This is a genomic window from Deinococcus aquaticus (assembly GCF_028622095.1).
GTDB lineage: Bacteria > Deinococcota > Deinococci > Deinococcales > Deinococcaceae > Deinococcus > Deinococcus aquaticus.
In genome coordinates this window covers 1010866-1033691 of the sequence record NZ_CP115165.1, presented here as the reverse complement: position 1 = coordinate 1033691, position 22826 = coordinate 1010866, and the positions used below count along the sequence as shown (strand labels likewise).

The following is a 22826-nucleotide window of genomic DNA, read 5'->3' as shown; positions in this document are numbered from 1 at the left end:
AGAGCTTCAGGGTAAAAGTTGGGTGGCGGGCAGGGTCAGTAGTTCAGCGCGCGGACACAGGCGGCCACGATGCGGTTGGGGCCGGGCAGGTACACCTTGTCCTGCACGTACGGGTACGGCGTGTCGAAGCCCGCCACCTGTCCCACCGGGGCGGTCAGGGAGTCGAAGACCTGCTCCTGGATGACGTACGCGACCTCGCCCATGAAGTTACTGATGCGCGGGGCCTCGCTGACCAGCACGGCGCGGCCGGTCTTCTCGACGCTGCTCAGCACGCGGTCCTTGTCCCACGGCACCAGCGAGCGCAGGTCGATGACCTCCACGCTGACGCCCTCGGCGGCCAGGGCGTCGGCGGCCTTCTCGAGGTCCGGCATGACGCCCCCGTAGCCGATCAGGGACAGGTCCGTGCCCTCGCGCCGCACGGCAGCCTCGCCGAACCGCACGACGTAATCGTGGGCGGGCACCTCGCCCTTGGCGGCGCGGTACAGGCGTTTGGGTTCGAAGAAGATCACGGGGTCCTCGCCGCGCACGGCGCTGCGCAGCAGGCCCTTGGCGTCGTAGGGGGTGCTGGGCATCACGACCTTCAGGCCCGGGGTGTGCGTGTAGTAACTCTCGGGGCTCTGGCTGTGGTGGTGCCCGCCCTTCACGCCGCCGCCCGAGGGCGTGCGGATGACCATGGGGGCCGTGAACTGCCCGCCCGACCGGTAGCGGATCTTGGCGGCCTGCGAGATGATCTGGTCGAAGCCGGGCCCCATGTAGTCCGCGAACTGAATTTCCGCGATGGGCCGCAGGCCGCGCACGGCCATGCCCACGGCGGCCCCCACGATGCTGGCCTCGCTCAGGGGCGTATCGAACACGCGGCGCGGCCCGAAGCGTTCCTGAAGGCCGGCGGTCGCCATGAACACGCCGCCGCGCGCGCCGACGTCCTCACCGAACAGCACGACGCGGCTGTCGCGTTCCATCTCCTCGGCGATGGTCTCGGTCACGGCCTGAATCAGGTTGATGGTGCGCGTGCCGGTTTCGGCGTCGGGGGCGCCGCCCTGAGTGGGGGTGCGTTCCTGCGTGGCGGTCATGCCTGTCCTCCCTGGCCGGCCTGTCCGGTCTGTTCGGCGCGCAGGAAGGCTTCCTGGTCGCGCAGGTGGCCCGGCAGGTCGGCGTACACGTCCTCGAACATGATGCGCCAGTCGGGTTGACCGGTCGCCTCGGCCTTCAGCACCTGCTCGTCCACCTCGCGGTGCGTGCTAGCGATCAGCGCGGCGCGTTCCTCGGCGCTGACCGGGTGGCCCAGATGCTCCAGCAGCTTCTCAACGCGGGTGATCGGGTCGCGGCCCAGCCACTCCTCGACCTCCTCGCGGGTGCGGTAGTGCTTCTCGGCGTCCGCGTCCGCGTTGCTGTGAGAGCCCACGCGGTAGGTGAGGCACTCGACGAGCGCGGGACCGTGCCCGGCGCGGATCTGGTCGGCCACGTACCCGCAGACCTCCATGACGGCCACGAGGTCGTTACCGTCCACGTAGTAGCCGGGCATGCCGTAGGCCTTCGCCTTGATGTGGATGGTCTCGCTGGCCGTCTGCTCGCGGATGGAGGTGCTGATCGCCCACTGGTTGTTCTCGCACACGAACATCGCGGGGGCCTTGGCGGCGCCGGCCATGTTCAGTCCGGCGTGCCAGTCACCCTCGCTGGTCGCGCCGTCCCCGAAGGTGCAGACCGTGAGTTCATCCACGCCCAGGTACTTCTGCGCCATGGCGTTCCCGGCGGCGGGCGGCACCTGCGAGGCGATGCTGGAACTGATGCTCACGAAGTTCTGCGCCTGCGCCGCGAAGTGGTGCGGCATCTGCCGGCCGCGCGAGGAGTCGCTGTTCGTGCCGAGGCACTGGCTGAGCAGTTCGGCCATCGGGACGCCCATGGCGAGACCCAGGGTGTGGTCGCGGTAGTACGGCCAGACCCAGTCGTGGCCCACGCGGATCGAGCGGGCCAGGCCCACCTGGGTGGCTTCCATGCCGCTGGACTGCGCGTAGAAGGTCGTGCGCCCCTGGCGGAGCAGCGTGATGAGTTTGCGGTCGAATTCGCGGGCGCGCAGCATCAGGGTGTGCAGCTCGCGCAGCAGGTCGGGCGTGAACCGCTCTGGCAGCGGCTGGACCGGCGTGCCGTCTTCCGCCACGAAGCGGATGGGTTCAGGGGTGAAGGGTTGAATCATGGGCTGGGGCCTCCTGACAGGGGGCCGAAGGCGCGGCGCGGTGGCCGGCTCCTCCCCTGATTGATCTGTCTAGCTAACGCTCGTTAGGCATTTTAGACGGTTTGACCCACCCACGGGAAACCTACCCGGCCCCTGGCGGCCCCGTGACCCTGCCCGGCACCCTCCAGCCGTCCCCCGGAACGCCGGAAGACTGCCTTTTGTCCGGTCAGGCTGGACGGAAATGCGAACAGGCCAGCCGTTCCCTCCCGGCTGACCTGCTTCCCTGTACGGCGTTCAGGACATCAGTGTGCGAAGAACACCAGTCCCTCGGGCACGCCCGCCGGGACGGGTCTCCCCTCTCCTGCCGTGGCCAGCCCGGCCGCCCGTTCTCGCGCCTGTTGCAGGTACGCCGCAAACGGAACCGGGCCCGCCTGCCGTTTCGGGCGGCCGTCCCCGAACAGACTCATCGGCGCGCGGTCCGCCGGGTGCGTCCAGGCCCCGCTGGCCCAGTCGAAGTCGTACAGCGCCACGAAGCGCTCGCCGTACTCGGCCACGAATTCCATGGCGTCCAGCAGGAACTCCACCTCCTCGTCCGTCGCCCACGGCGCGAGGTTCAAGCGGGTCCAGCCGGGCTTCACGCCGTCCAGGTGATTCACGGCGCACTGCATGAACTGCTCGCTGCGCCGGTCGTCGATCTCCAGCAGCGCGTGCCCGTACGGCCCGGCGCAGGCGCAACCGCCGCGCGCCTGAATGCCGAACAGGTCGTTCAGCAGCCGCACCACCAGCCGTGGGTGCAGCTGCGTGCCCGTAGAAGTGAAGGTCAGGAACGACAGGAACGCCAGCCGCGGCGCGTCCAGGTTGCCCAGCAGTTTCAGACGGGGGTTCCCGCGCAGGCGGCTCAGGGCGCGGCCGTACAGTTCGTGCTCACGGGTGGTCAGGGCCTCGGTCCCCAGTTCCTCCTTGACCCGGAAGGCCAGGGCGGCGCGTAACTTGCCCAGAATGGCGGGCGTTCCGGCGTCCTCGCGGGCCTCGATGTCCTCCACGTACAGCTGCGCCGTGCGGTTCACGAAGCGCACCGTGCCGCCGCCCGGCGTGCTGGGCACACTCAGGTGGTACAGCTCCTGGCGGAAGCACAGCAGGCCCGGCGTGCCCGGCCCGCCCGCGAACTTGTGCGGACTGAGGAACACCGCGTCGTACCCGTCCTTGCGGCCGGGTTTCATGTCGATCTTCACGTACGGCCCACTGGCCGCGAAATCGAAGAACGCGAACGCCCCGTGCGCGTGCAGCAGGCGCGCCACCGAGCGGGTATCGGTCAGCAGGCCGGTCACGTTACTGGCCGCGCTGAACGACCCGATCTTCGGCCGCCCGGCGTACCGGGGGTCCTTCAGGGCGACGACCAGCGCGTCCAGATCCAGGTTGCCGCGTTCGCACAGCGGAATCTCGACGACCTCGGCCAGCGTCTCGCGCCAGCTGATCTCGTTGCTGTGATGCTCGTACGGCCCGACGAACACCACGGGCCGCTGCGAGTCCGGCAGGGCGTCCAGCACAGTCTGGCGGTGCGGCCCACCCACGACCAGTCCCAGGATGTCCTGCATGCGGCGCACGGCGGCCGTGCTGCCGGACCCGCAGAACACCAGTTTGCAGGTGCTGTCCGCGCCCAGCTGCTCCTTGATGTACCCGGCCGCCTGATGAGTCAGGTGCGTCAGGTGCGCGCCCGTGGCGCTGTCCTCAGTGTGGGTGTTCGCGTACAGCGGCAGGGCCAGCGTCTCCAAGCGCCGCTCGACCGAGTGCAGCGCCCGGCCCGACGCGACGTAATCGGCGTACGTCACGCGCCGCTCCCCGAAGGGCGTGTCGATCAGGACGTCGGTACCGATCAGGTCAGCGCGCAGCGCAGCAAAATCCATGCCCTATCTTAAGCCCGCTTCACGGAACCCATTGTGCCGACCGGCTGCCGGGGCCCCCGCCGGGCTGCGTGGCGTTCGGGAATGCGGGTCACCCTGCGCCTGCACAGCGCCCGGTACACTGACCAGTTGAGATGAGTGGCTGGAATGTGATCGTAATCGGTGGTGGACACGCGGGCCTGGAAGCGGCGTGGGCCGCCGCGAAGTTCTCCCGCGTGGCCCTGCTGATCGGCAACCCCGCCACGGTGGGCCGCATGCCCTGCAACCCGGCGGTGGGTGGCCCCGGCAAGAGCCAGCTGGTGTTCGAGTTGCAGGCCATGGGCGGCCTGATGGGCCGACTGGCCGACGAGACCGCCATTCACACCCGGGTGCTGAACGCCAGCAAGGGCCCGGCCGTGCAGTCCCTGCGCGTGCAGAACGAGCGGGACGCCTACGCCGAGCGGGCGCAGGACGTGATCTTCGGGCACCCGAACATCGACATCCTGCGCGGCGAGGCGGCCGACCTGGAAAGCGACGGGCAGGGCGGCTGGCTGGTCGTCACCACCGACGGGCGGCGGTTGGCGGCGCGCAGCGTGGTCGTGGCAGCCGGGACCTTCATGCGCGGCGTCACGTGGTACGGGCGGCAGTCCCGCGCCGAGGGCCGTCAGGGCGAGCCGCCCTCGCGGTTCCTGTCCGCGCCGCTGGCCCGCGCCGGGCACGTCCTGAAACGCTTCAAGACCGGCACGCCGCCCCGCGTGCGCGCCGACGCCGTGAACTTCGCCGAACTGCTGGAGATCCCGGCCGACCCTAATCCGCGCGGCTTCACCGGTACGCCCGGCCCGCGCGCCGCCGAGTCGCCCACCTGGCAGACGCACACCACCCCGGAAACGCACCGCCTGATTCACGAGAACATCCACGAGTCGCCCATGTACTCCGGGGATATCGAGGGCCTGGGGCCGCGCTACTGCCCCAGCATCGAGGACAAGGTCGTGCGTTTCGCCCACCATGACCGGCACCTGCTGTTCGTGGAGCCGGACGGCGTGCAGACCAGCGAGGTGTACCTGCAGGGCTTCAGTTCCTCGCTGCCGCCGCACCTTCAGGACGCACTGGTGCGCACGCTGCCCGGATTCGAGCAGGCCGTGATTCAGCGCTACGCCTACGCCGTCGAGTACGACGTGGTGGATTCCCTGGAACTGACCCTGAACCTGGAATCGAAGCTGATGCCGGGCCTGTTCACGGCCGGGCAGATCAACGGCACCAGCGGCTACGAGGAGGCGGCCGCGCAGGGATTGATCGCCGGGACGGCTGCCGCCCGCCGCGCTGGGGGAGAGGCCGAGGCCTTCATCGGCCGGGAGACCGGGTACATCGGGGTGCTGCTGGACGAACTGGTGTTCAAGGGCAGTAACGAGCCGTACCGCATGATGACCAGCCGCGTGGAGCACCGCCTGCTGGTCCGGCAGGACAACGCCGACGAGCGCATGACGCCCATCGGGCATGCCCTGGGACTGGTGGACGCCCCCGAGGTCGAGCGCGTGGAGGCGAAGTATGCCCGAGTGCAGGCCGGAATCGACGCGCTGGCCGCGCAACGGGCACAGGGGCAGACCGGGGACGCGTGGCTGCGCCGCCCAGAATTCACGCTGCCGGACGTGGAGGCGCTGGGCGTGACCCTGCCGGAACTCTCGGCCGCCGAGCGTGAGGCAGTCGAGATCCGCGTGAAGTACGCCGGGTACATCCGCCGCGCCGAGCTGCAGCTGCGCGCCGAGGACCGCTCGCGTGACCTGAGTCTGGGTGGTGTGGACTTTGCGGCCATCGGCTCGCTGTCGAACGAGGCGCGCGAGAAGCTGACGCGCCTGCAACCGCAGACGGTGGAACAGGCCAGCCGCATTTCCGGCGTGCGCCACGCTGACATCAGCGCGCTGCTGGTTCACCTGAAAGGGCTGGGTGTTTCACGGGAAACCTGACGGTGAAACAAGGAGAACGGGGCGCAGTGAAGGGTGCGCCCCGTTCCCCTTGCTCCTGCTTGACGCCCTGGATGTTTCACGGGAAACTTGACGGTGAAACAGGGGCGCCCTGCTGAAAACAGGCCTGCCCGGCCGGAGGTTGCCATCACAGACACACAGTCCACCCATTCCCCTGACCCGGCCAGCGTTCCCGGCGGCCTGCTCAGCGACTTTCACCAGGGCCTGCTGCTGGGCATCCTGATCGGCGAGGGTTCGTTCGGCGGCGACGGCAAGCAGCCGCAGATCACGCTGCGCATGCACACCCGCCACCAGCGTCTGTTCGAGCGCCTGCTGGAACTGGTGCCCGGCTCGAAACTGTACGGGCCGTATGACCACGGCGGCAGACGGTATTTTCAGTGGATGGCACGCGGGCAGGTGCTGCGCGACACGCTGCTGCCCATGCTGGACGCCCTGCCGCTGGAGGACACCGATGAATACGTATACGAGAGGTACCAGGAAATGAAACTCAGGTACAAGCTGTGACCCCCGAAGGCGAGGCGCTGCTGCGCCAGGGTGCTGCCGAACTGGGCTTGAACGTGGAGGCGCAGTTACCGGCCTTCGCCGCGCTGCTGGAACTGCTGGTCGAGGCGAACACCCGCGTGAACCTGACGGCCCTGAAGACCGAGCCGGACATCGTCCTGAAGCACTTCGTGGATTCCCTCAGCTGCCTGCGCGGCGGGCACCTCGACGGGGCCGATCAGGTTATCGACCTGGGAACTGGCGCGGGCTTCCCGGCGTTACCACTGGCGATTATGCAGCCGCAGACGACCTTCACGCCGCTGGACTCCGTGCGAAAGAAGATCGACTTCGTGCGCGCGACTGCCGCCTCGTTGAAGCTGGACAACGTGAAGGCGCAGGTGGGCCGCGCCGAGACCCTGGGCCGCGACGACGCCCACCGGGAAAGCTACGACCGGGTGGTGTGCCGCGCCGTGGCCGCCCTGCCCATCCTGGCCGAACTGGGCCTGCCGCTACTGAAGCCCGGCGGACGACTGGTCGCGCAGAAAGGCCCGATCAGCGAGGCCGAGTTACAGGCCGGCCGGCAGGCCGCCGCCGAGGTCGGAGGACGAGTGACCGTGGTCGACGCCTTCACGCTGCCCGTGCTGGGCGACGCCCGCACCCTGATCGTGATCGAGAAGACCGGCCCCACCCCGGAGAAGTACCCCAGGCGTGAAGGTGTGCCCAACCAGCAACCGCTATTCTGGTCGGCACGGTGACACGAATGCGACTTCAGGACAACTCTACCCACGCGGGGAACCCCGCCCCCACCCGGGCGGGCGCATGAAGGTCCTCGGCGTGGTCAATCAGAAGGGCGGGGTCGGTAAGACCACCACCGCCGTGAACCTCGCCGCGTACCTCGCGGCCGGCGGCAAACGCGTGCTGCTGCTCGACATGGACCCGCAGGGCAACGCCACCAGCGGCCTGGGCCTGCGCGGCGCGACCCAGGGGCTGTACGAGGCGCTGGGCGAACCGGCCCGCGCCGGGGAATTCACGCTGGACACCGCCCAGGCGGGACTGCGGGTGCTGCCCGCCACGCCCGATCTGGCCGGGGCGGGCGTGGAACTCGCCGAGGACCCGGACGCCCTGAGCCGCCTGCTGGCCAGCGTCAGCGGCTACGACGTGGTCCTGATCGACGCGCCGCCCAGCCTGGGTCCGCTGACCGTGAACGTGCTGGCTGCCTCGGACGCCCTGCTGATCCCGTTGCAGGCCGAGTACTACGCGCTGGAAGGTCTGGCCGGCATGATGGAAACCGTCGAGCGCGTGCAGGGCGGCCTGAACCCGCGCCTGAAGGTGCTGGGCGTCGTGCTGACTATGTTCGATGGCCGCACGAACCTCTCGCAGGAAGTCGAGAGCATGGTCCGGCAGCACTTCGGGGAACTGGTGTTCTGGTCGGTCGTGCCGCGCAACGTGCGCCTCTCGGAAGCGCCCAGTTACGCCAAACCCATCAACGCCTTCGCGCCGCTGTCCGCCGGGGCCGCCGCGTACAAACGCCTGAGCGAGGAGGTGATGCAACGTGTCGAGAAAATCTAGTTTGGGCCGCGGCCTGGACGCCCTGCTGGCCCGCCCCGCCGAGCCGCTGCCGGACCCGGGTGGCCCGCAGGTGCAGACCCTGAAGATCGGGCAGATCGTGCAGGCTGCCTACCAGCCCCGGCAGGTGTTCGCGCCCGAGGCGCTGGCGGAACTCGCGCAGAGCATCCGCGACAAGGGCGTGCTGCAACCCCTGCTGGTCCGCCCGCGCGCCGAGCACTTCGAGATCGTCGCCGGGGAACGCCGCTGGCGCGCCAGTCAACTGGCCGGCCTGACCGAGGTTCCCGTCATCATCCGCGACCTCGGGGACCGCGAGGCGCTGGAAATCGCCATTGTCGAGAACCTCCAGCGCGAGGACCTCGGACCACTGGAAGAGGCCCGCGCGTATCAGGCGCTGGCCGAGCAGGGCCTGAACCAGGAGGGTGTGGCGCAGGCCGTCGGCAAGAGCCGCAGCGCCGTGTCGAACGCCCTGCGCCTGCTGAGCCTGCCTGACGCCGCGCTGCGCGCCCTGGACGCCGGGCAGATCAGCGCCGGGCACGCCCGCGCGATCCTCTCGCAACCCGACACGGACCGTGCCTGGGCGCTCGATCAGATCACCAGCCGCAGCCTGAGCGTCCGGGACGCCGAGGCCCTGAAACGCGAACGCCGCGCCGACGCGCCCATCAAGGTGAACCCGCCGCGCGCCTACCGGCAGCTGGAACTGGACCTGAGCCGCCGCACCGGCACCCGCGTGCGCATCACGGGCGAGGACAGGGGGCGCGTGGAACTGAACTTCGGGTCCCGCGAGGAACTCGACCGCCTGCTCAACCTGCTCGGCTACGCCGCCGAGGAATAGGCAGGGTGATGAACAGGGAAGGGGCCGCGCCATCCGTGCGCGGCCCCTTCCTGCTGCTGGCGGTCAGCGACCGACGAGGTAGATGTTCGGCCAGGGCCGGTATGTGCTTTTCAGGATGTCCTGCCTGAACACCTTGCCGCCGCGCAGGAAGGAGCGCTGCACCTCGATCACGGCGCCCGGCGCGGCCCAGTCCACCTGCCTGCGCTGCCCGGCCGGAACGCTGGCGTCCGGGATCAGGCGGTCGGCCGGTGCGGGCGTGCTGCTCAGGGTTTTCGGCGTGCCGATCTGCACCGTGAAGTCCCGCGCCTTCCCGAACACGCTGACGCTCAGGCGGGATTCCTGGTCGTCCCAGTCCGTCTGGAACCACAGCGCGCCGCCAGTATCGTTGGCGAACTTCAGGTCCAGGCTGGGCTGGTAGATGGTGGCGTCCAGGCCCTGCGGGTCGTAGTAGTGCACCTGATACGAGTGGTTCTGCCGCTGCCGGATAGGCAGGCCCGCCCCGTACAGCGCGCGGAACACCGTGGTGCTCACCTGACAGATGCCGCCGCCCACGCCGTTCGCGGTGCGTTCGCCCGCGATGACCAGCCCGGTCACGAAGCCCGCATTCAGGCTGATCGGGCCGACCATCTCGTTGAACGACACGACGCTGCCCTCGACCAGCCGGTCCTGGAAGTGGCTGGCCCCCACGTGAATGTTCTTCACCCGGGCGGCGCTGCTGCCGTAGTAGTTCGTCTCGCCGGTCCCCAGGTGCGCCGTGATTCCGCGCGACAGGAAGTAATCCAGCGTGCGTTTGGGCGCCGTCTGGCTGCCCAGGACCACGTTCACCTTCACGCCGCGCGGGTCTTTCAGGGTCGCCAGCAGGTTCGCGCGGGTTTTCTCCAGGTTCACTTGAAGACCGTTGCGCTGCACGACCGCCCAGCCGTCCCACAGTTCCTCGAAGCGGGCGTCCTGCGGCTTGAGCGGCAGGTCCCGCGTGAAGTTCAGCAGGTCGGCCTCCAGGCTCTGGGTGATGACCCCCTGACGCCGCAGCAGCTCGGCCCGTTTACCGGGAATGGTCAGGGTCCGCGTGAACGGCACGGTGGTCTTCTTGCCGTTCACCAGCGCCGGCCACCGCGCCTCCACGTTGATCAGCAGCGGGGCCGTGCTGACCTGCGGGGCCGGTGCCGTCACGCTGGGGGCGGGAACGGGCGGCGCGGGTTGCGCGGCCGGAACAGGCTCGACAGGTGCGGGCTGGGCAGGGGGAGCGGGGACCGGGTCGGCGGGTGCCGGGACCACCGGCGCTGGAGTCACGGGCGCCGGTGCGGGCGGCTGCACAGGGGGTTGGACTGGGGGCTGGGCTGGAGGTTGGGTGGAAGGAGGCAGCGCCGGAATGCCCGGCAGGGTCTGCGCGGGGGGAACTGGCGGGGCCGGGTCAGTGGCCGTCTGCGCCCAGCCTCCGGACGAACTCAGGAGCAGGGCGCTCAGAAACCAGGTCCGACGGGACGACGGGGTCATGCCCGGCAGTATTTCACGGGCCGGGCCGCCCACCATGAGCGGTCCACGGGCCGCCGCAGGGGAGGCCTCAGGTGGGTTGCAGGTCCCGCTGCTGCGAGAGCTGCCGCTCGATCTCGGCCACGGCCGCCAGCGCGTGGTGACGGCCGTTCTCGATGAACACCTGATTGGTCTTCCCGGCGAAGCCCGCGCTGCCCACCACGAACAGGCCTGGGGTGCTGCTCTCGTACGCCTCGCTGAGCACCAGGCACCCGTCGGACTGCTCCGCGAGGTTCAGGTCTGCCAGGAACGACAGGTCCGGGCGGTAGCCGGTCAGGGCGAACGTGAAGTGCGTGGGCAGGTCCCGCAGGCCGCCGTCCTCGCCGCGCACCTTCACGTGATCCTCCGCGATCTGCACGACCTGCGAGTTGAAGTGCGCGGTGATGCTGCCCTCCCGGATGCGGTTTTCCAGGTCCGGGCGCACCCAGTACTTGATGGTTTTCTTCAGTTCGGGCGCGCGGACGACCATGGTCACGTTCGCCCCGCCGCGCCACAGGTCCAGCGCGGCGTCGGCGGCACTGTTGCCCGCCCCGATCACCGTGACGTTCAGGCCCATGAACGGGTGCGCCTCGGTGTAGTAGTGGCTGACGTTCTCGCCGTCCTCGCCGGGAATGCCCAGGTGCAGCGGGTTGTCGTAGTAGCCGGTCGCCACGACCACGCGCCGCGCCTCGATCACGCCGGGCGTTCCGTCGCGCTTCTCGACGGCCAGCGTGAAGCCCGCCGGGGCGGCGTGCACGCGCGTCACCTCGGTGTACTGCTCGACGTTCAGTGCTTCACGCTGCGTGACCAGCCGGTAGTACATCAGCGCGTCGCGGCGGTCGGGTTTGTCGTGCCCGGTCACCATCGGGTGATTCCCGATCTCCAGTTCCGGCGCGGTCGTGAAGAACGACATGTACGTGGGGTACTCGAAGATGGCGTTCACGACGCAGCCCTTCTCCAGCACCGCGTAACTCAGGCCCGCGCGTTTGCAGGCGATGGCGGCGGCCAGACCCACCGGACCCGCCCCGACAATGGCAACATCAACCAGACTCATGCCCGGCATTGTGCCAGTCCCGGCCGGCGCGGACTGCGGGACAGGCACGGTGAGGGCCCGCCGGGAAGGATCAGGTCAGCCCCGTACTGGCGATCGACACGTTGCGGTGCGTGGGCGTCAGGAACACCGTGCCGGTCCCGCTGATCACGAACACCAGTCCCTCGCCGCTGCGCATGGCGTTGCGGATGCCGCGCACCAGGGGCCGCAGTTCCACCCGCAGGGACGCGCTGTACATCAGGATCATGTCGCCGTCCACGATCACGGAGTCCCGCCCGTTCAGTTCGATCACCTCGACCTCCGAGACGGGCACCGGGGACTCGACCACGAAGATGCCCCGCCCGGTCAGTTTGGGCTGCCGCAGGCCGTTCCCAGACAGTGCCCCCGACACCGTGTTGTGCGTGTGCACACCAAGCTGCATGGTGTCCTGCGCGAGGTAAAAGGCCCGGTCGTCCAGGATCATGTCGTCCCCGGCGTCCCCGGTGGACTCCGCGATGATGAAGTGCCGCCGCGCGGGTTCCGTCCAGACCCTGCCCTGCCCGGTGAAGCGCGTGGCGAAGGCACTCTCGCCCGTACCGGCGGTCGCCATGGCGCGGCGCAGGAACCCGCCCTGCTGCTGCTGCTCCACGGCCGCCTGCACCTGCCCCACCGAGTACTGGAACGCGCCGGGTTCGATCAGCACGCCACTGCCGTTCAGTTCGGCCTCGATGGTGAAGCGGCCGTCCATCTCGCGCGTCTCGTTCAGGCCGTCGCTGCCCTGCGAGAACCGCGTGACATGCGTCAGCGCGTGAACGCGCAGCGTCAACCCGTTGCCTTTCTGCTCCTGCACCAGTTGCATGTGACTCATGGCTGGCAGTGTATAGCCCGCCTGATGGTCACCCCGCCGCCCACTGCCCCGCTTGGGGGCACGACGCGCCGCCCCGCAACCCGTAAGCTGAGTGAGTCATGAGCGGCCCCCCCGAGCAGAGGCCCACCCCGGCCACCCCGGAGGCGACCCTGCTGCCGCCCGACGAACTGCGCCGCCGCGCCTACCTGCTGGCCCTCGCCACCGGCCTGATCGTCCTGACCCTCGTGTACGCGGTCGGGCAGCTTCAGGGCCGCTCGGACCTGTACACCACCGTGTTCATTCCTGCCCTGGGCGTCATGGTGCTGTTCAGCACGGGCTGGTTGCTCGCCCGGCGGTCCGTGCGGATCATCGAGCGCGCCGTGTTCGTGTGCATGAACGCCGCCCACCTGGGCCAGTCGCTGGAACAGGCCCTGCGGGCCGACCCGGTCCGGGTCGCCCAGGACGACGCCCTGTACTGGATGCTCGTGATCGTCTGCATGGTCGCGTACCTGATCTACCGTAACCGCGTGGCCGGCCTGTACAGCGCCGCCGCGTACACCGTCAGCTGCGCGTTGCCTCTGGCCGGCCTGCTGCTGAGCGACCAGGGCGTCCCGGCGGAACTGATCCGCACGCAACTCACGGCCGGCATCACCCTGCTGTTCGTGCATACCCTCTCGTGGTACCGGGGGCAGTTCGAGGGACAGCGTGCCCGCCTGCACCTCGCGCAGCAACTGGCGCACACCGATCAACTGACCGGTCTGCCCAACCGCCGCCGCCTGTACCAGAACGTGGATGACCTGCTGGGCCCCGGCGCGGGCGGCGCGGTCCTGCTGCTGGACCTCGACCACTTCAAACGCGTGAACGACCAGTACGGCCACCCGGTCGGGGATCAGGTGCTGATCCGCGCCGGGCAACTCATGACCGACGCGCTCGGCAGCGCCGGACAGGTCGGCCGCTGGGGCGGCGAGGAATTCCTGGCCGCGCTGCCGGCCGCAGACGACACCCTGGCCCGCCAGCAGGCCGACCGCCTGTGCCGGGCCTTCGACGCGCACGACTGGCCCGGCGTGGGCCGCCTGACCGTCAGCATCGGCCTGACCGTCACCCGCCCCGGTGACACCCTGCCCGCCCTGATCACCCGCGCCGATGAGGCCCTGTACCGCGCCAAGGCCGCCGGACGGAACGGCTGGAAGGCCGACACCGACCCCTACAGCCCCGGCTGACGCCCGCCCCTTACGTGCGGATCAGCGTGCGGAACGTCAGGTCGAACGCGTTCGCGTCATCGGCCGCGCGCTGAGTTTCCTGCGTGACCACCCAGCCGCTCCCCAGCTCCGGCAGGAAGGTATCGCCGTCCAGTCGCGCGTGAATCAACGTGAGTTCCACGCGCGACAGCTGCGGCAGGAACAGCCCGTACACCTCCGCCCCGCCGATGATCGCCACTTCCGGCGCGTCCCCCGCCGCTGCCAGGGCGCCCTGCGGCGAATACACCACCTGCGCGCCCGGCGCGACGAACGCCTCATTGCGGGTCAGGACGATGTTCTCCCGCCCCGGCAGCGGCCGCCCGCCCAGCGAATCCCACACCTTCCGGCCCATGATGTTCGGTTTCCCCCGACTGAGCGAGCGGAAGTGCGCCAGATCCGCCGGCAGGTGCCACGGCATCCCGCCGCCCCTGCCGATCACGCCGTTCTCGGTCACCGCCACGATCCCTACCAGCTCAGGCCCCACCAGTTCACGTTCAGGGCGAAGAGACATGCACCACCTCGATCCCCGCGTCCCGCAGGATCGCCTCCCCACTCGGCAACCCCGACTCCACCCGCACCGACTCCCGGTACGCCGACTCGTACATCACGCGCGCCACCCGCCGCGAATTCACGATCAGGCGCGCACACGCCGCGCACGGCTCATGCGTCACGTACAACGTGTGCCCCTCCCCGTTCCAGTTCGCGGCCAGCAGCGCATTCACCTCCGCATGAATGAACCCGCTGTGCCCCTGCGACAGGCTCTCGCGCTCGTTCGGCTCGCCCGCCGCGCGCCCGTTGTACCCCACGCCCACCACCCGGTGATGCCGGTCCAGGATGCACGCCCCCACCCTCACCTTGCTGTCCGCACTCCGCGACGCCCACAGCCGCGCCGTCGCCAGCCCCAGCTCATCAAAGGTCGGGCGGGTCACACGGCTACCGGGGCTTTAATGCCGGGGTGCGGGTCGTAGCCTTCCAGGCGGAAGTCCTCGTACCCGAACTCGAAGATGTCTTTCACCTCGGGATTCAGGTGCATGACGGGCAGTGAACGCGGCTCCCGCGCCAGTTGCCGCCCCACCTGCTCCATGTGGTTGCTGTACAGGTGAACGTCCCCACCCGTCCAGATGAACTCGCCGGGTTCCAGGCCGCAGACCTGCGCCACCATCAGGGTCAGCAGCGCGTAAGAGGCGATATTGAACGGAACGCCCAGGAAAAGATCGGCGCTCCGCTGATACAGCTGGCAGCTCAGGCGGCCGTCCGCGACGTAGAACTGGAACATCGCGTGGCAGGGCGGTAGGGCCATGTCCCCCAACTGCGCCACGTTCCACGCGCTGACGATCAGGCGGCGGCTGTCCGGGTTGCGCCTGATCTGCTCGATCACCTGGGCGATCTGATCGATGCTGCCGCCGTCGGGGGTGGGCCAGCTGCGCCACTGCACGCCGTACACCGGGCCAAGCTCGCCGTCCGGGGCGGCCCACTCGTCCCAGATGCTCACGCCACGCTCCTGAAGCCACCGCACGTTGCCCTCGCCGCGCAGGAACCACAGCAGTTCGTAGATGACGCTTTTCAGGTGCACCCTCTTGGTGGTGACCAGCGGAAAGCCGTCACGCAGGTCGAAGCGCATCTGCGCGCCGAACACGGACCGCGTGCCGGTGCCGGTCCGGTCGGTTTTCACGGTGCCGTGGTCCAGCACATGCTGCATCAGATCGAGATACTGCTTCATCGACAGCAGTTTAGAGCGGCGCTCCCGGGGGTGGGGAGCGCCGCTTTACTTTGTCTGTCCCGGTTTATTTTTTCTGGAGGGCGTCGATGGCGTAGAAGCAGGGGTCGTTGTCGCAGGCGGCCATGACGACTTCGATGGTGTAGTCGGCGGTTTTGGTGACTTTCAGGGTGAGGGCGGGCACGTCGTCGTCTTCCTCGTCGCTGGCGATCAGTTTGTCTTTGGCGTCGTACACGTTGATGTCGAGGTCGCCGCAGTCGTCGTCGCAGACGCCGTAGATCAGGTATTCGCGGCCGCCGGTGAGGGTGTACACGAGTTCGGCGTCGCTGTCGCCTTCGTCGAGGGCGTTGACGTCCAGCATGTCGCTGCTGATGGTCTTGTAGCCCTTGCCGAGGTAGAAGGTGGTGCTCTGGTTCAGCTGGGCCTGCACGGCTTTTCTGGCGGCGGTGGTGGCGGCGCTATCTGCCTGGGCGTGGGCGGGCGTGCCGGTGTGCAGCGCGAGCAGCAGGGTGGTCAGGATGATGCGGGGGTTCATGGGGGCCTCCTGGGGGTGGGTGGAAGGGGCGGGGCTGACGGGATCAGCGTACCTGGGTGGCAGGTCAGGTGCGCGCGAGGTTGCCGCGCGGGTGGGGTGTCCCGTTCCCCCGTTCGTGACAGACCCCCTGCCGGGGCCGGGCCTTTAGACTCAGGTGCTATGACCAACATTCGTAAAGAGTCGGACACCATGGGCACCCTGGACGTGGACGCCAGCCGGTACTGGGGCGCGCAGACGGAGCGCAGCATTCACAATTTCCCGATCGGGCGGGATACGTTCGTGTGGGGCCGCCCGGTGATCCGGGCGCTGGGCATCCTGAAGAAGGGCGCGGCGCAGGCGAACGCGGACCTGGGTGAGCTGCCGCGCGACGTGGCGGACCTGATCGTGCAGGCGGCCGACGAGGTGATCGCCGGGAAACTGGATGATCACTTCCCGCTGGTCGTGTTCCAGACCGGGAGTGGTACGCAGAGCAACATGAACTCGAACGAGGTGATCAGCAACCGCGCCATCGAGATCGCGGGCGGCGAGATGGGCAGCAAGAAGCCCGTGCACCCGAACGATCACGTGAACCGCGGTCAGAGCAGCAACGATACCTTCCCGACCGCCATGCACATCGCGGTGGTTCTGGAACTGAATGAGCGGTTGTACGGCAGTGTGGGCAAGCTGCGCGACACGCTGCACGCCAAGGCGCAGGAGCATGCGGGTCTGGTGAAGGTGGGCCGCACGCACCTTCAGGACGCGACGCCCATCACGTTGGGTCAGGAGATCGGCGGCTGGGTCGCGCAACTGGATTACGCGCTGGCGGAAGTGCGGCACGCGGGCGAGGGTCTGCTGGAACTCGCCATCGGCGGCACCGCCGTGGGCACGGGCCTGAACGCGCACCCGCAGTTCGGTGATCTGGCCGCGCAGAAGTACGCCGAGGAGACGGGCTATCACTTCCGCAGCGCCGAGAACAAGTTCGCGGCCCTCAGCGCACACGACGCCCTGGTGCAGACCTCGGCGGCCCTGCGGACCCTGGCGGGCGCCCTGATGAAGATGGCGAACGACGTGCGCTGGCTGGCCAGCGGCCCCCGCAACGGCATCGGCGAGATCGTCATTCCCGAGAACGAGCCCGGCAGCAGCATCATGCCCGGCAAGGTGAACCCCACCCAGAGCGAGGCCATGACCATGGTCGCCACGCGCGTGTTCGGCAACGACGCGACCGTGGCGTTTGCGGGCAGCCAGGGGAACTTCCAGCTGAACGTGTTCAAGCCCGTCATGGTGCACGCCGTGCTGGAATCCATCCGCCTGATCAGTGACGCGTGCCTCGCGTTCAACGACAACTGCGCGGTCGGTATCGAGCCGGCGTACGAGAAGATCGAGCACAACCTCAGCATCAATCTGATGCAGGTCACGGCCCTGAACAAGCACATCGGGTACGACAGGGCCGCCGCCATCGCCAAGAAAGCCCACAAGGAAGGCAGCAGCCTGAAGGAAGCGGCCCTGAGTCTGGGCTACGTCACGGACGCCGAGTTCGACGAGTGGGTCGTGCCGCTCGACATGACGCACAACTGAACGCCGCCGTGGTGGGGGAGAGGATCGCCGTGCGCGGTGCTCTCCCCCCTCGGCTGCGGGTTTATGCAGGGGCGCGGGGCGTCCGGCCGGTTTCTGCCGCTGCCAGACGGCACTTTCTGGCCTGCCTGCATGGACTTGACTGGCGCTGCATTTCACGCTATCTTTTTACTATCACCGCCGAAGAAGGCGGCTTTTTTGTTTTGTACCATTCCCGTCCTGCAACCTGACTGGCCTGCCCTGTATGTGGGGTCGTCCTATTCCTGGCGACGTCACCGCGCGGCTGCATACTGCCCGGTGCGTACTGCGGGCAAGCTGCGTCCCACACGCATTTTTCAGGCTGCGCTGCATCGACTTGACCAGGGCTGCATGCCGCGCTATAGTACGCGAATCAATCAAGAGGGCTTTAAGAGAGCCGCAGCCGCCTCGTAGGGCGGATTTTTTGTTTCCCACGCGCGTGCTCGTGCCGGGTGGGGCGACGTGCGTTAAGGCGTCCTGATGTGCGCGCCATCCAACCCCGCCGCTGCGCGCGCAAGCTGAAGGTATGAGCGACGAGCAGAAGACCGGCTACGACCCCGCCAACACCAGCCCCGCCGAAGGCCAGAGCCACGCCATTCCCGACGCGGCCAGAGGGAAGGACCCGAACATCGACCCCGCCGCGAAACCCGAACCCGCCGAGGGCGGCCGGGACGAGGTGGAGAGCGACAGCACCCCTGGCCAGTCCTGAGGCTGTGACGACTGAAGGACCCTTGAACGTGGCCCGCCCGGATGACGAGCGGGCCGCGCTCCTCGTGTGGATGAAAGACACGCTGCGGCCCGAGTACGGCGAGCGCCCCCTGAAGCCCAGGCGTGAGCCGCTGCACGAGCTGATCAGCACGATCCTCTCGCAGCGCACCACGCACGCCGACGAGGAAGCCGCGTACCAGGAACTGCGGATGCTGGGCGACTGGGACGCCATCATCGCCGCCCCCACCGAGCAGGTCGCGCACTCCATCCGCCGCAGCAACTACCCCGAGAGCAAGGCCCCGCGCATCCAGGCGACGCTGGTCGCGCTGCGCGACTCGCCCGGCGGGTACGACCTGGACTTCCTGCGCGACTTGCCTGTCAGGGACGCTCTGAAATTCCTGACCGACCTGCCCGGCGTGGGCATCAAGACCGCCAGCCTCGTGCTGCTGTTCAATTACGCCCGGCCGGTCTTCCCGGTGGACACGCACGTGCACCGCATCACGACCCGCGTGGGCGCGATCCCGAAGATGGGCGAGCAGGCCGCGCACCGCGCGCTGCTGAAGGTGCTGCCGCCCGCCGCGCCGTTCCTGTACGAACTGCACGTGAACCTGCTGCGCCACGGCCAGCGGGTGTGCTCCTGGCACGACCCGAAGTGTGGCGTGTGCGTGCTGAAGTCACGCTGCGACGCCCATGCGCAGTACGGGGATCAAGTGCCCGCCTGGAAAGGCTGAGGTAAGGCGGCGCGCCCTGGCCCGCTGTGTCACGCTGGGGGCATGTGGCGCTGGCTACTGCCCCTGCTGATCGTCCCGGCGCTCCTGTACGCCGCGACGGGTGTGTGGTCGGGCCGCCAGCCACCGCTGGAGGTGCGCCGCGTGACCCCCGTGACCCTGCCGGAACCCCGTGACATTCCCGAACTGCTGACCCGTCTGGACGCCTGGGTGGCGCGTGAGGTACCCCTGCACCACGCCACGCTGCGCCCCAGCGTGACGGACGCTACGCTGGACGCCTTCGAAGCGCGGCAGGGCGTGACGCTGCCCCCGGCCCTGCGCGCCCTGTACCGCTGGCATGACGGCGACACACTGTTCGGTCTGGAGTTCCTGCGGCTCTCTCACTTGGAACTGAACCGGGTGAGATGGGCGGAACACGCCGCCACACGCATGACCGACCTGTTCCCCGCGTTCGGCGCGGCCCCCGGGCACATGAACACCGGCTGGCACTGACCGCTGAGCTTAACCGTCGTCTGCGGCGCGCTGGCGGAGTTCCTGGGGGGTGTGGCCAGTCCAGGCTTTCAGGGCGCGGCGGAAGCTGCGGGCGTCACTGAAGCCCAGCCGCTGCGCGATCTCCTCGGTCGAATCGGGGGAGTGCGCCAGCCACTCGCGGGCCTCGTCCAGCAGCATCCCGGCGCGCACCTCGCGGAAGGTGGTGCCCAGGCGTGACAGGCGGTGGCGGACGGTGCGTGGGTGCAGGCCCAGCAGCGCGGCGACGGTGCCCAGGTCGCGGTCGTGGGGCGGCTGGAGGCGCAGGCAGTCGGCGACCTGCGCGTCGAACGCCTCTCCGGGTTCCGGGGTGGCGGCGTGCGTCAGGCGTTCACACCAGGCCAGCGCGTCGCGGTGCGTGGCCGGGTCGGCCCGCAGCAGCGGCAGGGTCAGCCACGCGGCGGGCCACACGACCGCGCTGTGCGGCGCGCCGAAACTCACGGTTCCGAACGCGGCGTGATAGCGCAGGCGCACGTCCAGCGGCAGGGGCGGGCCGGTCAGTTCGGTGCGCAGGGGGCGCAGGTCCCGGCCGGTCTCCTGGCGCAGGATGCCCAGCAGACTGGCGATGAATTCCTCGGTCAGGAAGCGTTCCACGTCGGCGTGCAGGGCGGCCCCGGCGCGCAGTTCCAGGCGCAGTTCCCCTCCTTGCGGGCGGGCGCGCAGGACCAGGGGCGTGCCGATCAGGTGCTGGAAGCGCAGGCCGATGTGCAGCGCCTCCCCGACGTTCGGGGCGGTCATCATGGCGAACCCGGCCGGGCCGAAGGCCGTCAGGGTCTGCGCGCCGCCGATCTCGATGCCGGGGGCCTGCGCGGAGGCCTGCGTGCCGTGCAGGGCCGCGCGGATCAGGGTGTTCACCTGCGCGGCGCTGAGCAGGGGAGGGGGCTGCGCGGCGTCCAGTTCCGCGCGCCAGTGTGGCAGGTGCGGGGTCAGCGCGGCGGCCAGCGGGTGCGTGGGTGGAAGCTGGCCTGCCGCGCCCAGCAGCGTGCGCCACAGGACGGGCGCGAAGCGCAGTGGGCGCGGTCCCTGATCGCCTGTCGGTACTTTGCCCATTCGGTCCCCCCTGGGCACCAGTGTAGCCCTGGGCGCGGTCCCGGGCCCGTGATTCCATACCAGCACCCTCACCGGGCCGCCCACCACGGGCGCCGCGGAGAGGACCACGGAGGAAGACATGAGCGAACCCACGTATCTGATCATCGGGGCCGGACCCTGCGGCCTGTCCCTCGCGCGCGCCTTCACCCAGGCGGGCCTGAGTTACGAGCAGGTGGAACGCCACTCGGACGTGGGCGGCATCTGGGATCTCGGGAATCCGGGCACGCCCATGTACCGCTCGGCGCACTTCATCTCGTCGAAGACCACCTCGGCGTTCCTGGGCTTCCCCATGCCCGCCGACTACCCGGATTACCCCACCAACCGGCAGATCCTGGACTACCTGCGCTCGTTTGCGCGAACCTTCGGGCTGTACGGCCGCATCCGCTTCGGGGTGGGTGTGGTGGACGTGCAGGAGATGCCCGGCGGCTGGCAGGTCAGTTTCACGGACGGGCAGACCCGCACGTACGCCGGGGTGATCTGCGCGACCGGCACGAACTGGGAACCTCAGATGCCGGAACTGCCCGGCGTGTTCGACGGTGACGTTCGCCACAGCGTCACGTACACCAGTCCCGACGAGTTCCGGGGGCGGCGCGTGCTGGTGCTGGGCGCCGGGAATTCCGGGTGCGACATCGCCTGCGACGCTGCCCGCAGCGCCAACGCGGCCTTCATCAGCATGCGGCGCGGGTACCACTTCATTCCCAAGCGGGTGTTCGGGCGGCCCGCCGACACCCTGGCGGCAGGGGGCCCGCACCTCCCGGCGTTCATCGAGCGGCCCGTCATGCAGGGCCTGCTGAAACTCGTGACCGGCGACCTGACCAAACTGGGCCTCCCGAAACCCGACCACCGCCTGTTCGAATCGCACCCCATCGTGAACGACCAGCTGCTGCACCACCTCGCGCACGGGGACATCCACGTGAAGGGTGACGTGGCGCGCCTGGAAGGCCCGGACGTCGTGTTCCGCGACGGCACGCGCGAGCCGGTGGACCTGATCATCTGCGCGACCGGGTACACCATGAACATCCCCTACGCCCGCCGGTACTTCGAGTGGAAGTCCGAACGCCCGGACCTGTACCTGACCATGTTCAACCGCGCGCACCACAACCTGTTCGGACTGGGCTACCTGGAAACCGACGGGTCCCTGTACCCCCTGGCGGACTGGATGGCGCACATGCTCACGCAGTACCTGCTGGGGCAGCGGGCGTACCCGGGCGGGCCGCAGCCCTTCGACACCCTGATCCGCGAGGACCGCACGGACCTGTCCGGCGGCACGCACGTGGACAGTCCCCGCCACGCGCTGTACGTGCAGCGCCGCGCGTACCTGACGCACCTGCGCGCCCTGTGCCGCCGCCTGGGCTGGCCCGAACCGGACGAGGCCGCCCTGGGTGTGCCCGCCCACCCCGGCCCGCTGCACCCTGGCCACCCCCAGGCGGTGAACGCATGAAACGCACCGCTCAGGGAGCCGTGGCTGTCGTGACCGGCGCGGCCGGAGCCATCGGCACCGAGATCGCCCTGGCCCTCGACGCCGCCGGAGCGCACCTGGTCCTCGTGGACCTGCACCCGGACGGACTGGAGGCCGTGCAGGCCCGCCTGAGCCGCCCCGCGCAGCTGATCACGGCGGACCTGACCCGCCCGGACGACATTGAATACATCCGCGAGCAGGTCGTCGCCCGGCACGGCGCGTGCCACCTGCTGATCAACAACGCGGGCGTGGTGGTCGTGGAAGCCTTCGAACGCAGCGAACGCGCCACCATTGAACGGGAACTGAACGTGAACCTGCTGGCCCCCGCCCTGCTGAGCCGCGAATTCTTCCCCTGGCTGAGCCTGGGCCGCTGGAAGGGCGGCGCGTGGCACAAGGGGCAGATCGTGAACATCGTGTCCATGGCGGGCATCGTGCCCATCGCGGAAAGCGCCGTGTACACCGCGTCGAAGTTCGGGCTGCGCGGCCTGATGCTGGCCCTCAACCAGCGCTTCGGCGAGCGGGGCGTGATCGTCAGCAGCGTCCTGCCCGGCGGAGTGGACACCGGCATGCTGCGCCACGAGGCCACGCACGGCGGCAGCCCACTGAACTTCCTGAGCGAACCGCAGACCGCCCGGCAGGTCGCGCAGGCCGTCATGGCCAGCGTTGCCCGCCCCCGACTGGAACGCTACGTGCCGTACGGGGACGGCCTGTCCGGCAGGCTGGCCATGCTGCTGCCCGGCCTGCTGCCCAGCCTGACGCCCCTGATGAGCGTCATCGGCGAACGCGGCCGCCAGCGGTACCTGAAAAAACGCGGTCTGGTCGAGGTCACCCCGCACAACGCCAGCTGATCCGGACTCCGATGGAATGGTTTGCAAAAACTGTTCCATCCGAGCGGATGCGAGCAGGAGCAAAGCGGACTGCCGGACGTGGAGTTGGCAACCCGGTGCTGTCCCAGGTTG

23 protein-coding genes are annotated in these 22826 nt (G+C 69.1%); 12 read left to right on the top strand and 11 right to left on the bottom strand.

The window, feature by feature from the left end:
- Positions 1-35: 35 nt before the first annotated feature.
- The 3 genes from M8445_RS04985 to M8445_RS04975 form a co-directional block, all read right to left on the bottom strand.
- Positions 36-1070, bottom strand: coding sequence for an alpha-ketoacid dehydrogenase subunit beta (locus tag M8445_RS04985; protein WP_273990123.1), 1035 nt, complete (start codon positions 1068-1070; stop codon positions 36-38).
- On the bottom strand, positions 1067-2191 hold the full coding sequence (locus M8445_RS04980) for a thiamine pyrophosphate-dependent dehydrogenase E1 component subunit alpha (RefSeq protein ID WP_273990122.1): 1125 nt from the start codon (positions 2189-2191) through the stop codon (positions 1067-1069). Before M8445_RS04980 ends, M8445_RS04985 begins: the two co-directional genes overlap by 4 nt.
- Positions 2192-2472: 281 nt before the next feature.
- Positions 2473-4074, bottom strand: coding sequence for an aminotransferase class V-fold PLP-dependent enzyme (locus M8445_RS04975; RefSeq protein WP_273990121.1), 1602 nt, complete (start codon positions 4072-4074; stop codon positions 2473-2475).
- Positions 4075-4205: 131 nt separating this feature from the next.
- Between M8445_RS04975 and mnmG the strand changes: the two genes are divergently transcribed.
- The 5 genes from mnmG to M8445_RS04950 all read left to right on the top strand — a co-directional run bounded on the left by mnmG (position 4206) and on the right by M8445_RS04950 (position 8910).
- A complete protein-coding gene (gene mnmG, locus M8445_RS04970) occupies positions 4206-6011 on the top strand; it encodes a tRNA uridine-5-carboxymethylaminomethyl(34) synthesis enzyme MnmG (RefSeq protein WP_273990120.1) in 1806 nt (601 codons plus the stop codon).
- A 93-nt stretch (positions 6012-6104) separates the two neighbouring features.
- Positions 6105-6533, top strand: a complete 429-nt coding sequence (locus tag M8445_RS04965; protein ID WP_337961619.1) for a hypothetical protein — start codon at positions 6105-6107, stop codon at positions 6531-6533.
- Positions 6530-7264: a 16S rRNA (guanine(527)-N(7))-methyltransferase RsmG gene (gene rsmG, locus M8445_RS04960; RefSeq protein ID WP_273990118.1), complete on the top strand. Its 735-nt coding sequence runs from the start codon at positions 6530-6532 to the stop codon at positions 7262-7264. The genes M8445_RS04965 and rsmG overlap by 4 nt, the downstream gene beginning before the upstream one ends.
- A gap of 64 nt (positions 7265-7328) precedes the next feature.
- The gene (locus M8445_RS04955) at positions 7329-8078 is read left to right on the top strand and encodes a ParA family protein (RefSeq protein WP_273990116.1); all 750 of its coding nucleotides are present in this window, start codon (positions 7329-7331) and stop codon (positions 8076-8078) included.
- Entirely contained in the window at positions 8062-8910 is an 849-nt protein-coding gene (locus M8445_RS04950; RefSeq protein WP_273990115.1) for a ParB/RepB/Spo0J family partition protein, read from the top strand. The genes M8445_RS04955 and M8445_RS04950 overlap by 17 nt, the downstream gene beginning before the upstream one ends.
- 63 nt (positions 8911-8973) lie before the next feature.
- On the opposite strand, the gene M8445_RS04945 is transcribed toward M8445_RS04950, so the two are convergent.
- The 3 genes from M8445_RS04945 to M8445_RS04935 all read right to left on the bottom strand — a co-directional run bounded on the left by M8445_RS04945 (position 8974) and on the right by M8445_RS04935 (position 12317).
- Entirely contained in the window at positions 8974-10200 is a 1227-nt protein-coding gene (locus tag M8445_RS04945) for a VanW family protein (protein ID WP_273990113.1), read from the bottom strand.
- A gap of 271 nt (positions 10201-10471) precedes the next feature.
- Positions 10472-11473 carry a YpdA family putative bacillithiol disulfide reductase gene (locus tag M8445_RS04940; RefSeq protein WP_273990112.1) on the bottom strand — a complete coding sequence of 334 codons (1002 nt, stop codon included), beginning with the start codon at positions 11471-11473 and terminating at the stop codon, positions 10472-10474.
- A gap of 70 nt (positions 11474-11543) precedes the next feature.
- Complete coding sequence (locus tag M8445_RS04935) at positions 11544-12317, bottom strand: AIM24 family protein (RefSeq protein ID WP_273990111.1); 774 nt, start codon at positions 12315-12317, stop codon at positions 11544-11546.
- Positions 12318-12415: 98 nt separating this feature from the next.
- On the opposite strand from M8445_RS04935, the gene M8445_RS04930 reads away from it, so the two are divergent.
- Positions 12416-13516 (top strand): GGDEF domain-containing protein, encoded by a 1101-nt coding sequence (locus M8445_RS04930; protein ID WP_273990110.1) that lies wholly within the window; start codon positions 12416-12418, stop codon positions 13514-13516.
- A gap of 10 nt (positions 13517-13526) precedes the next feature.
- Here the strand turns inward: M8445_RS04930 and M8445_RS04925 are convergent, their stop codons facing one another.
- The 4 genes from M8445_RS04925 to M8445_RS04910 form a co-directional block, all read right to left on the bottom strand.
- Complete coding sequence (locus M8445_RS04925; RefSeq protein WP_273990109.1) at positions 13527-14045, bottom strand: dihydrofolate reductase; 519 nt, start codon at positions 14043-14045, stop codon at positions 13527-13529.
- A complete protein-coding gene (locus M8445_RS04920) occupies positions 14029-14463 on the bottom strand; it encodes a deaminase (protein ID WP_273990107.1) in 435 nt (144 codons plus the stop codon). The genes M8445_RS04925 and M8445_RS04920 overlap by 17 nt, the downstream gene beginning before the upstream one ends.
- Positions 14460-15254, bottom strand: coding sequence for a thymidylate synthase (locus M8445_RS04915; RefSeq protein WP_273990106.1), 795 nt, complete (start codon positions 15252-15254; stop codon positions 14460-14462). Before M8445_RS04915 ends, M8445_RS04920 begins: the two co-directional genes overlap by 4 nt.
- A 64-nt stretch (positions 15255-15318) precedes the next feature.
- Positions 15319-15786, bottom strand: coding sequence for a hypothetical protein (locus tag M8445_RS04910; RefSeq protein WP_273990105.1), 468 nt, complete (start codon positions 15784-15786; stop codon positions 15319-15321).
- Between the two features lie 159 nt (positions 15787-15945).
- Between M8445_RS04910 and fumC the strand changes: the two genes are divergently transcribed.
- The 4 genes from fumC (at position 15946) to M8445_RS04890 (ending at position 19283) form a co-directional block, all read left to right on the top strand.
- Positions 15946-17340: a class II fumarate hydratase gene (fumC, locus tag M8445_RS04905; RefSeq protein ID WP_273990104.1), complete on the top strand. Its 1395-nt coding sequence runs from the start codon at positions 15946-15948 to the stop codon at positions 17338-17340.
- A gap of 541 nt (positions 17341-17881) precedes the next feature.
- The gene (locus tag M8445_RS04900) at positions 17882-18064 is read left to right on the top strand and encodes a hypothetical protein (RefSeq protein WP_273990103.1); all 183 of its coding nucleotides are present in this window, start codon (positions 17882-17884) and stop codon (positions 18062-18064) included.
- 70 nt (positions 18065-18134) lie between these two features.
- Positions 18135-18794: a monofunctional DNA glycosylase gene (locus M8445_RS04895; protein WP_337961618.1), complete on the top strand. Its 660-nt coding sequence runs from the start codon at positions 18135-18137 to the stop codon at positions 18792-18794.
- Between the two features lie 42 nt (positions 18795-18836).
- Positions 18837-19283, top strand: coding sequence for an SMI1/KNR4 family protein (locus M8445_RS04890; RefSeq protein WP_273990098.1), 447 nt, complete (start codon positions 18837-18839; stop codon positions 19281-19283).
- A gap of 9 nt (positions 19284-19292) precedes the next feature.
- Here the strand turns inward: M8445_RS04890 and M8445_RS04885 are convergent, their stop codons facing one another.
- Positions 19293-20369, bottom strand: coding sequence for an AraC family transcriptional regulator (locus M8445_RS04885; RefSeq protein WP_273990097.1), 1077 nt, complete (start codon positions 20367-20369; stop codon positions 19293-19295).
- Positions 20370-20487: 118 nt separating this feature from the next.
- Here M8445_RS04885 and M8445_RS04880 point away from each other — a divergent pair, with 118 nt between their 5' ends.
- Positions 20488-21849: a flavin-containing monooxygenase gene (locus tag M8445_RS04880; RefSeq protein ID WP_273990096.1), complete on the top strand. Its 1362-nt coding sequence runs from the start codon at positions 20488-20490 to the stop codon at positions 21847-21849.
- A complete protein-coding gene (locus M8445_RS04875) occupies positions 21846-22715 on the top strand; it encodes an SDR family NAD(P)-dependent oxidoreductase (RefSeq protein ID WP_273990094.1) in 870 nt (289 codons plus the stop codon). Before M8445_RS04880 ends, M8445_RS04875 begins: the two co-directional genes overlap by 4 nt.
- Positions 22716-22826: the final 111 nt, after the last annotated feature.

Bases quoted from the DNA above. Each gene is read 5' to 3' on its own strand.
- M8445_RS04955 (WP_273990116.1), top strand. From the start codon at position 7,329: ATGAAGGTCCTCGGCGTGGTCAATCAGAAGGGCGGGGTCGGTAAGACC.
- M8445_RS04875 (WP_273990094.1), top strand. From the start codon at position 21,846: ATGAAACGCACCGCTCAGGGAGCCGTGGCTGTCGTGACCGGCGCGGCC.
- M8445_RS04985 (WP_273990123.1), bottom strand. From the start codon at position 1,070: ATGACCGCCACGCAGGAACGCACCCCCACTCAGGGCGGCGCCCCCGAC.
- M8445_RS04880 (WP_273990096.1), top strand. From the start codon at position 20,488: ATGAGCGAACCCACGTATCTGATCATCGGGGCCGGACCCTGCGGCCTG.
- M8445_RS04910 (WP_273990105.1), bottom strand. From the start codon at position 15,786: ATGAACCCCCGCATCATCCTGACCACCCTGCTGCTCGCGCTGCACACC.
- fumC (WP_273990104.1), top strand. From the start codon at position 15,946: ATGACCAACATTCGTAAAGAGTCGGACACCATGGGCACCCTGGACGTG.
- M8445_RS04930 (WP_273990110.1), top strand. From the start codon at position 12,416: ATGAGCGGCCCCCCCGAGCAGAGGCCCACCCCGGCCACCCCGGAGGCG.
- M8445_RS04885 (WP_273990097.1), bottom strand. From the start codon at position 20,369: ATGGGCAAAGTACCGACAGGCGATCAGGGACCGCGCCCACTGCGCTTC.
- M8445_RS04940 (WP_273990112.1), bottom strand. From the start codon at position 11,473: ATGAGTCTGGTTGATGTTGCCATTGTCGGGGCGGGTCCGGTGGGTCTG.
- M8445_RS04895 (WP_337961618.1), top strand. From the start codon at position 18,135: ATGAAAGACACGCTGCGGCCCGAGTACGGCGAGCGCCCCCTGAAGCCC.
- M8445_RS04915 (WP_273990106.1), bottom strand. From the start codon at position 15,254: ATGAAGCAGTATCTCGATCTGATGCAGCATGTGCTGGACCACGGCACC.
- M8445_RS04925 (WP_273990109.1), bottom strand. From the start codon at position 14,045: ATGTCTCTTCGCCCTGAACGTGAACTGGTGGGGCCTGAGCTGGTAGGG.
- M8445_RS04900 (WP_273990103.1), top strand. From the start codon at position 17,882: ATGAGCGACGAGCAGAAGACCGGCTACGACCCCGCCAACACCAGCCCC.
- M8445_RS04890 (WP_273990098.1), top strand. From the start codon at position 18,837: ATGTGGCGCTGGCTACTGCCCCTGCTGATCGTCCCGGCGCTCCTGTAC.
- mnmG (WP_273990120.1), top strand. From the start codon at position 4,206: ATGAGTGGCTGGAATGTGATCGTAATCGGTGGTGGACACGCGGGCCTG.
- M8445_RS04975 (WP_273990121.1), bottom strand. From the start codon at position 4,074: ATGGATTTTGCTGCGCTGCGCGCTGACCTGATCGGTACCGACGTCCTG.
- M8445_RS04980 (WP_273990122.1), bottom strand. From the start codon at position 2,191: ATGATTCAACCCTTCACCCCTGAACCCATCCGCTTCGTGGCGGAAGAC.
- M8445_RS04935 (WP_273990111.1), bottom strand. From the start codon at position 12,317: ATGAGTCACATGCAACTGGTGCAGGAGCAGAAAGGCAACGGGTTGACG.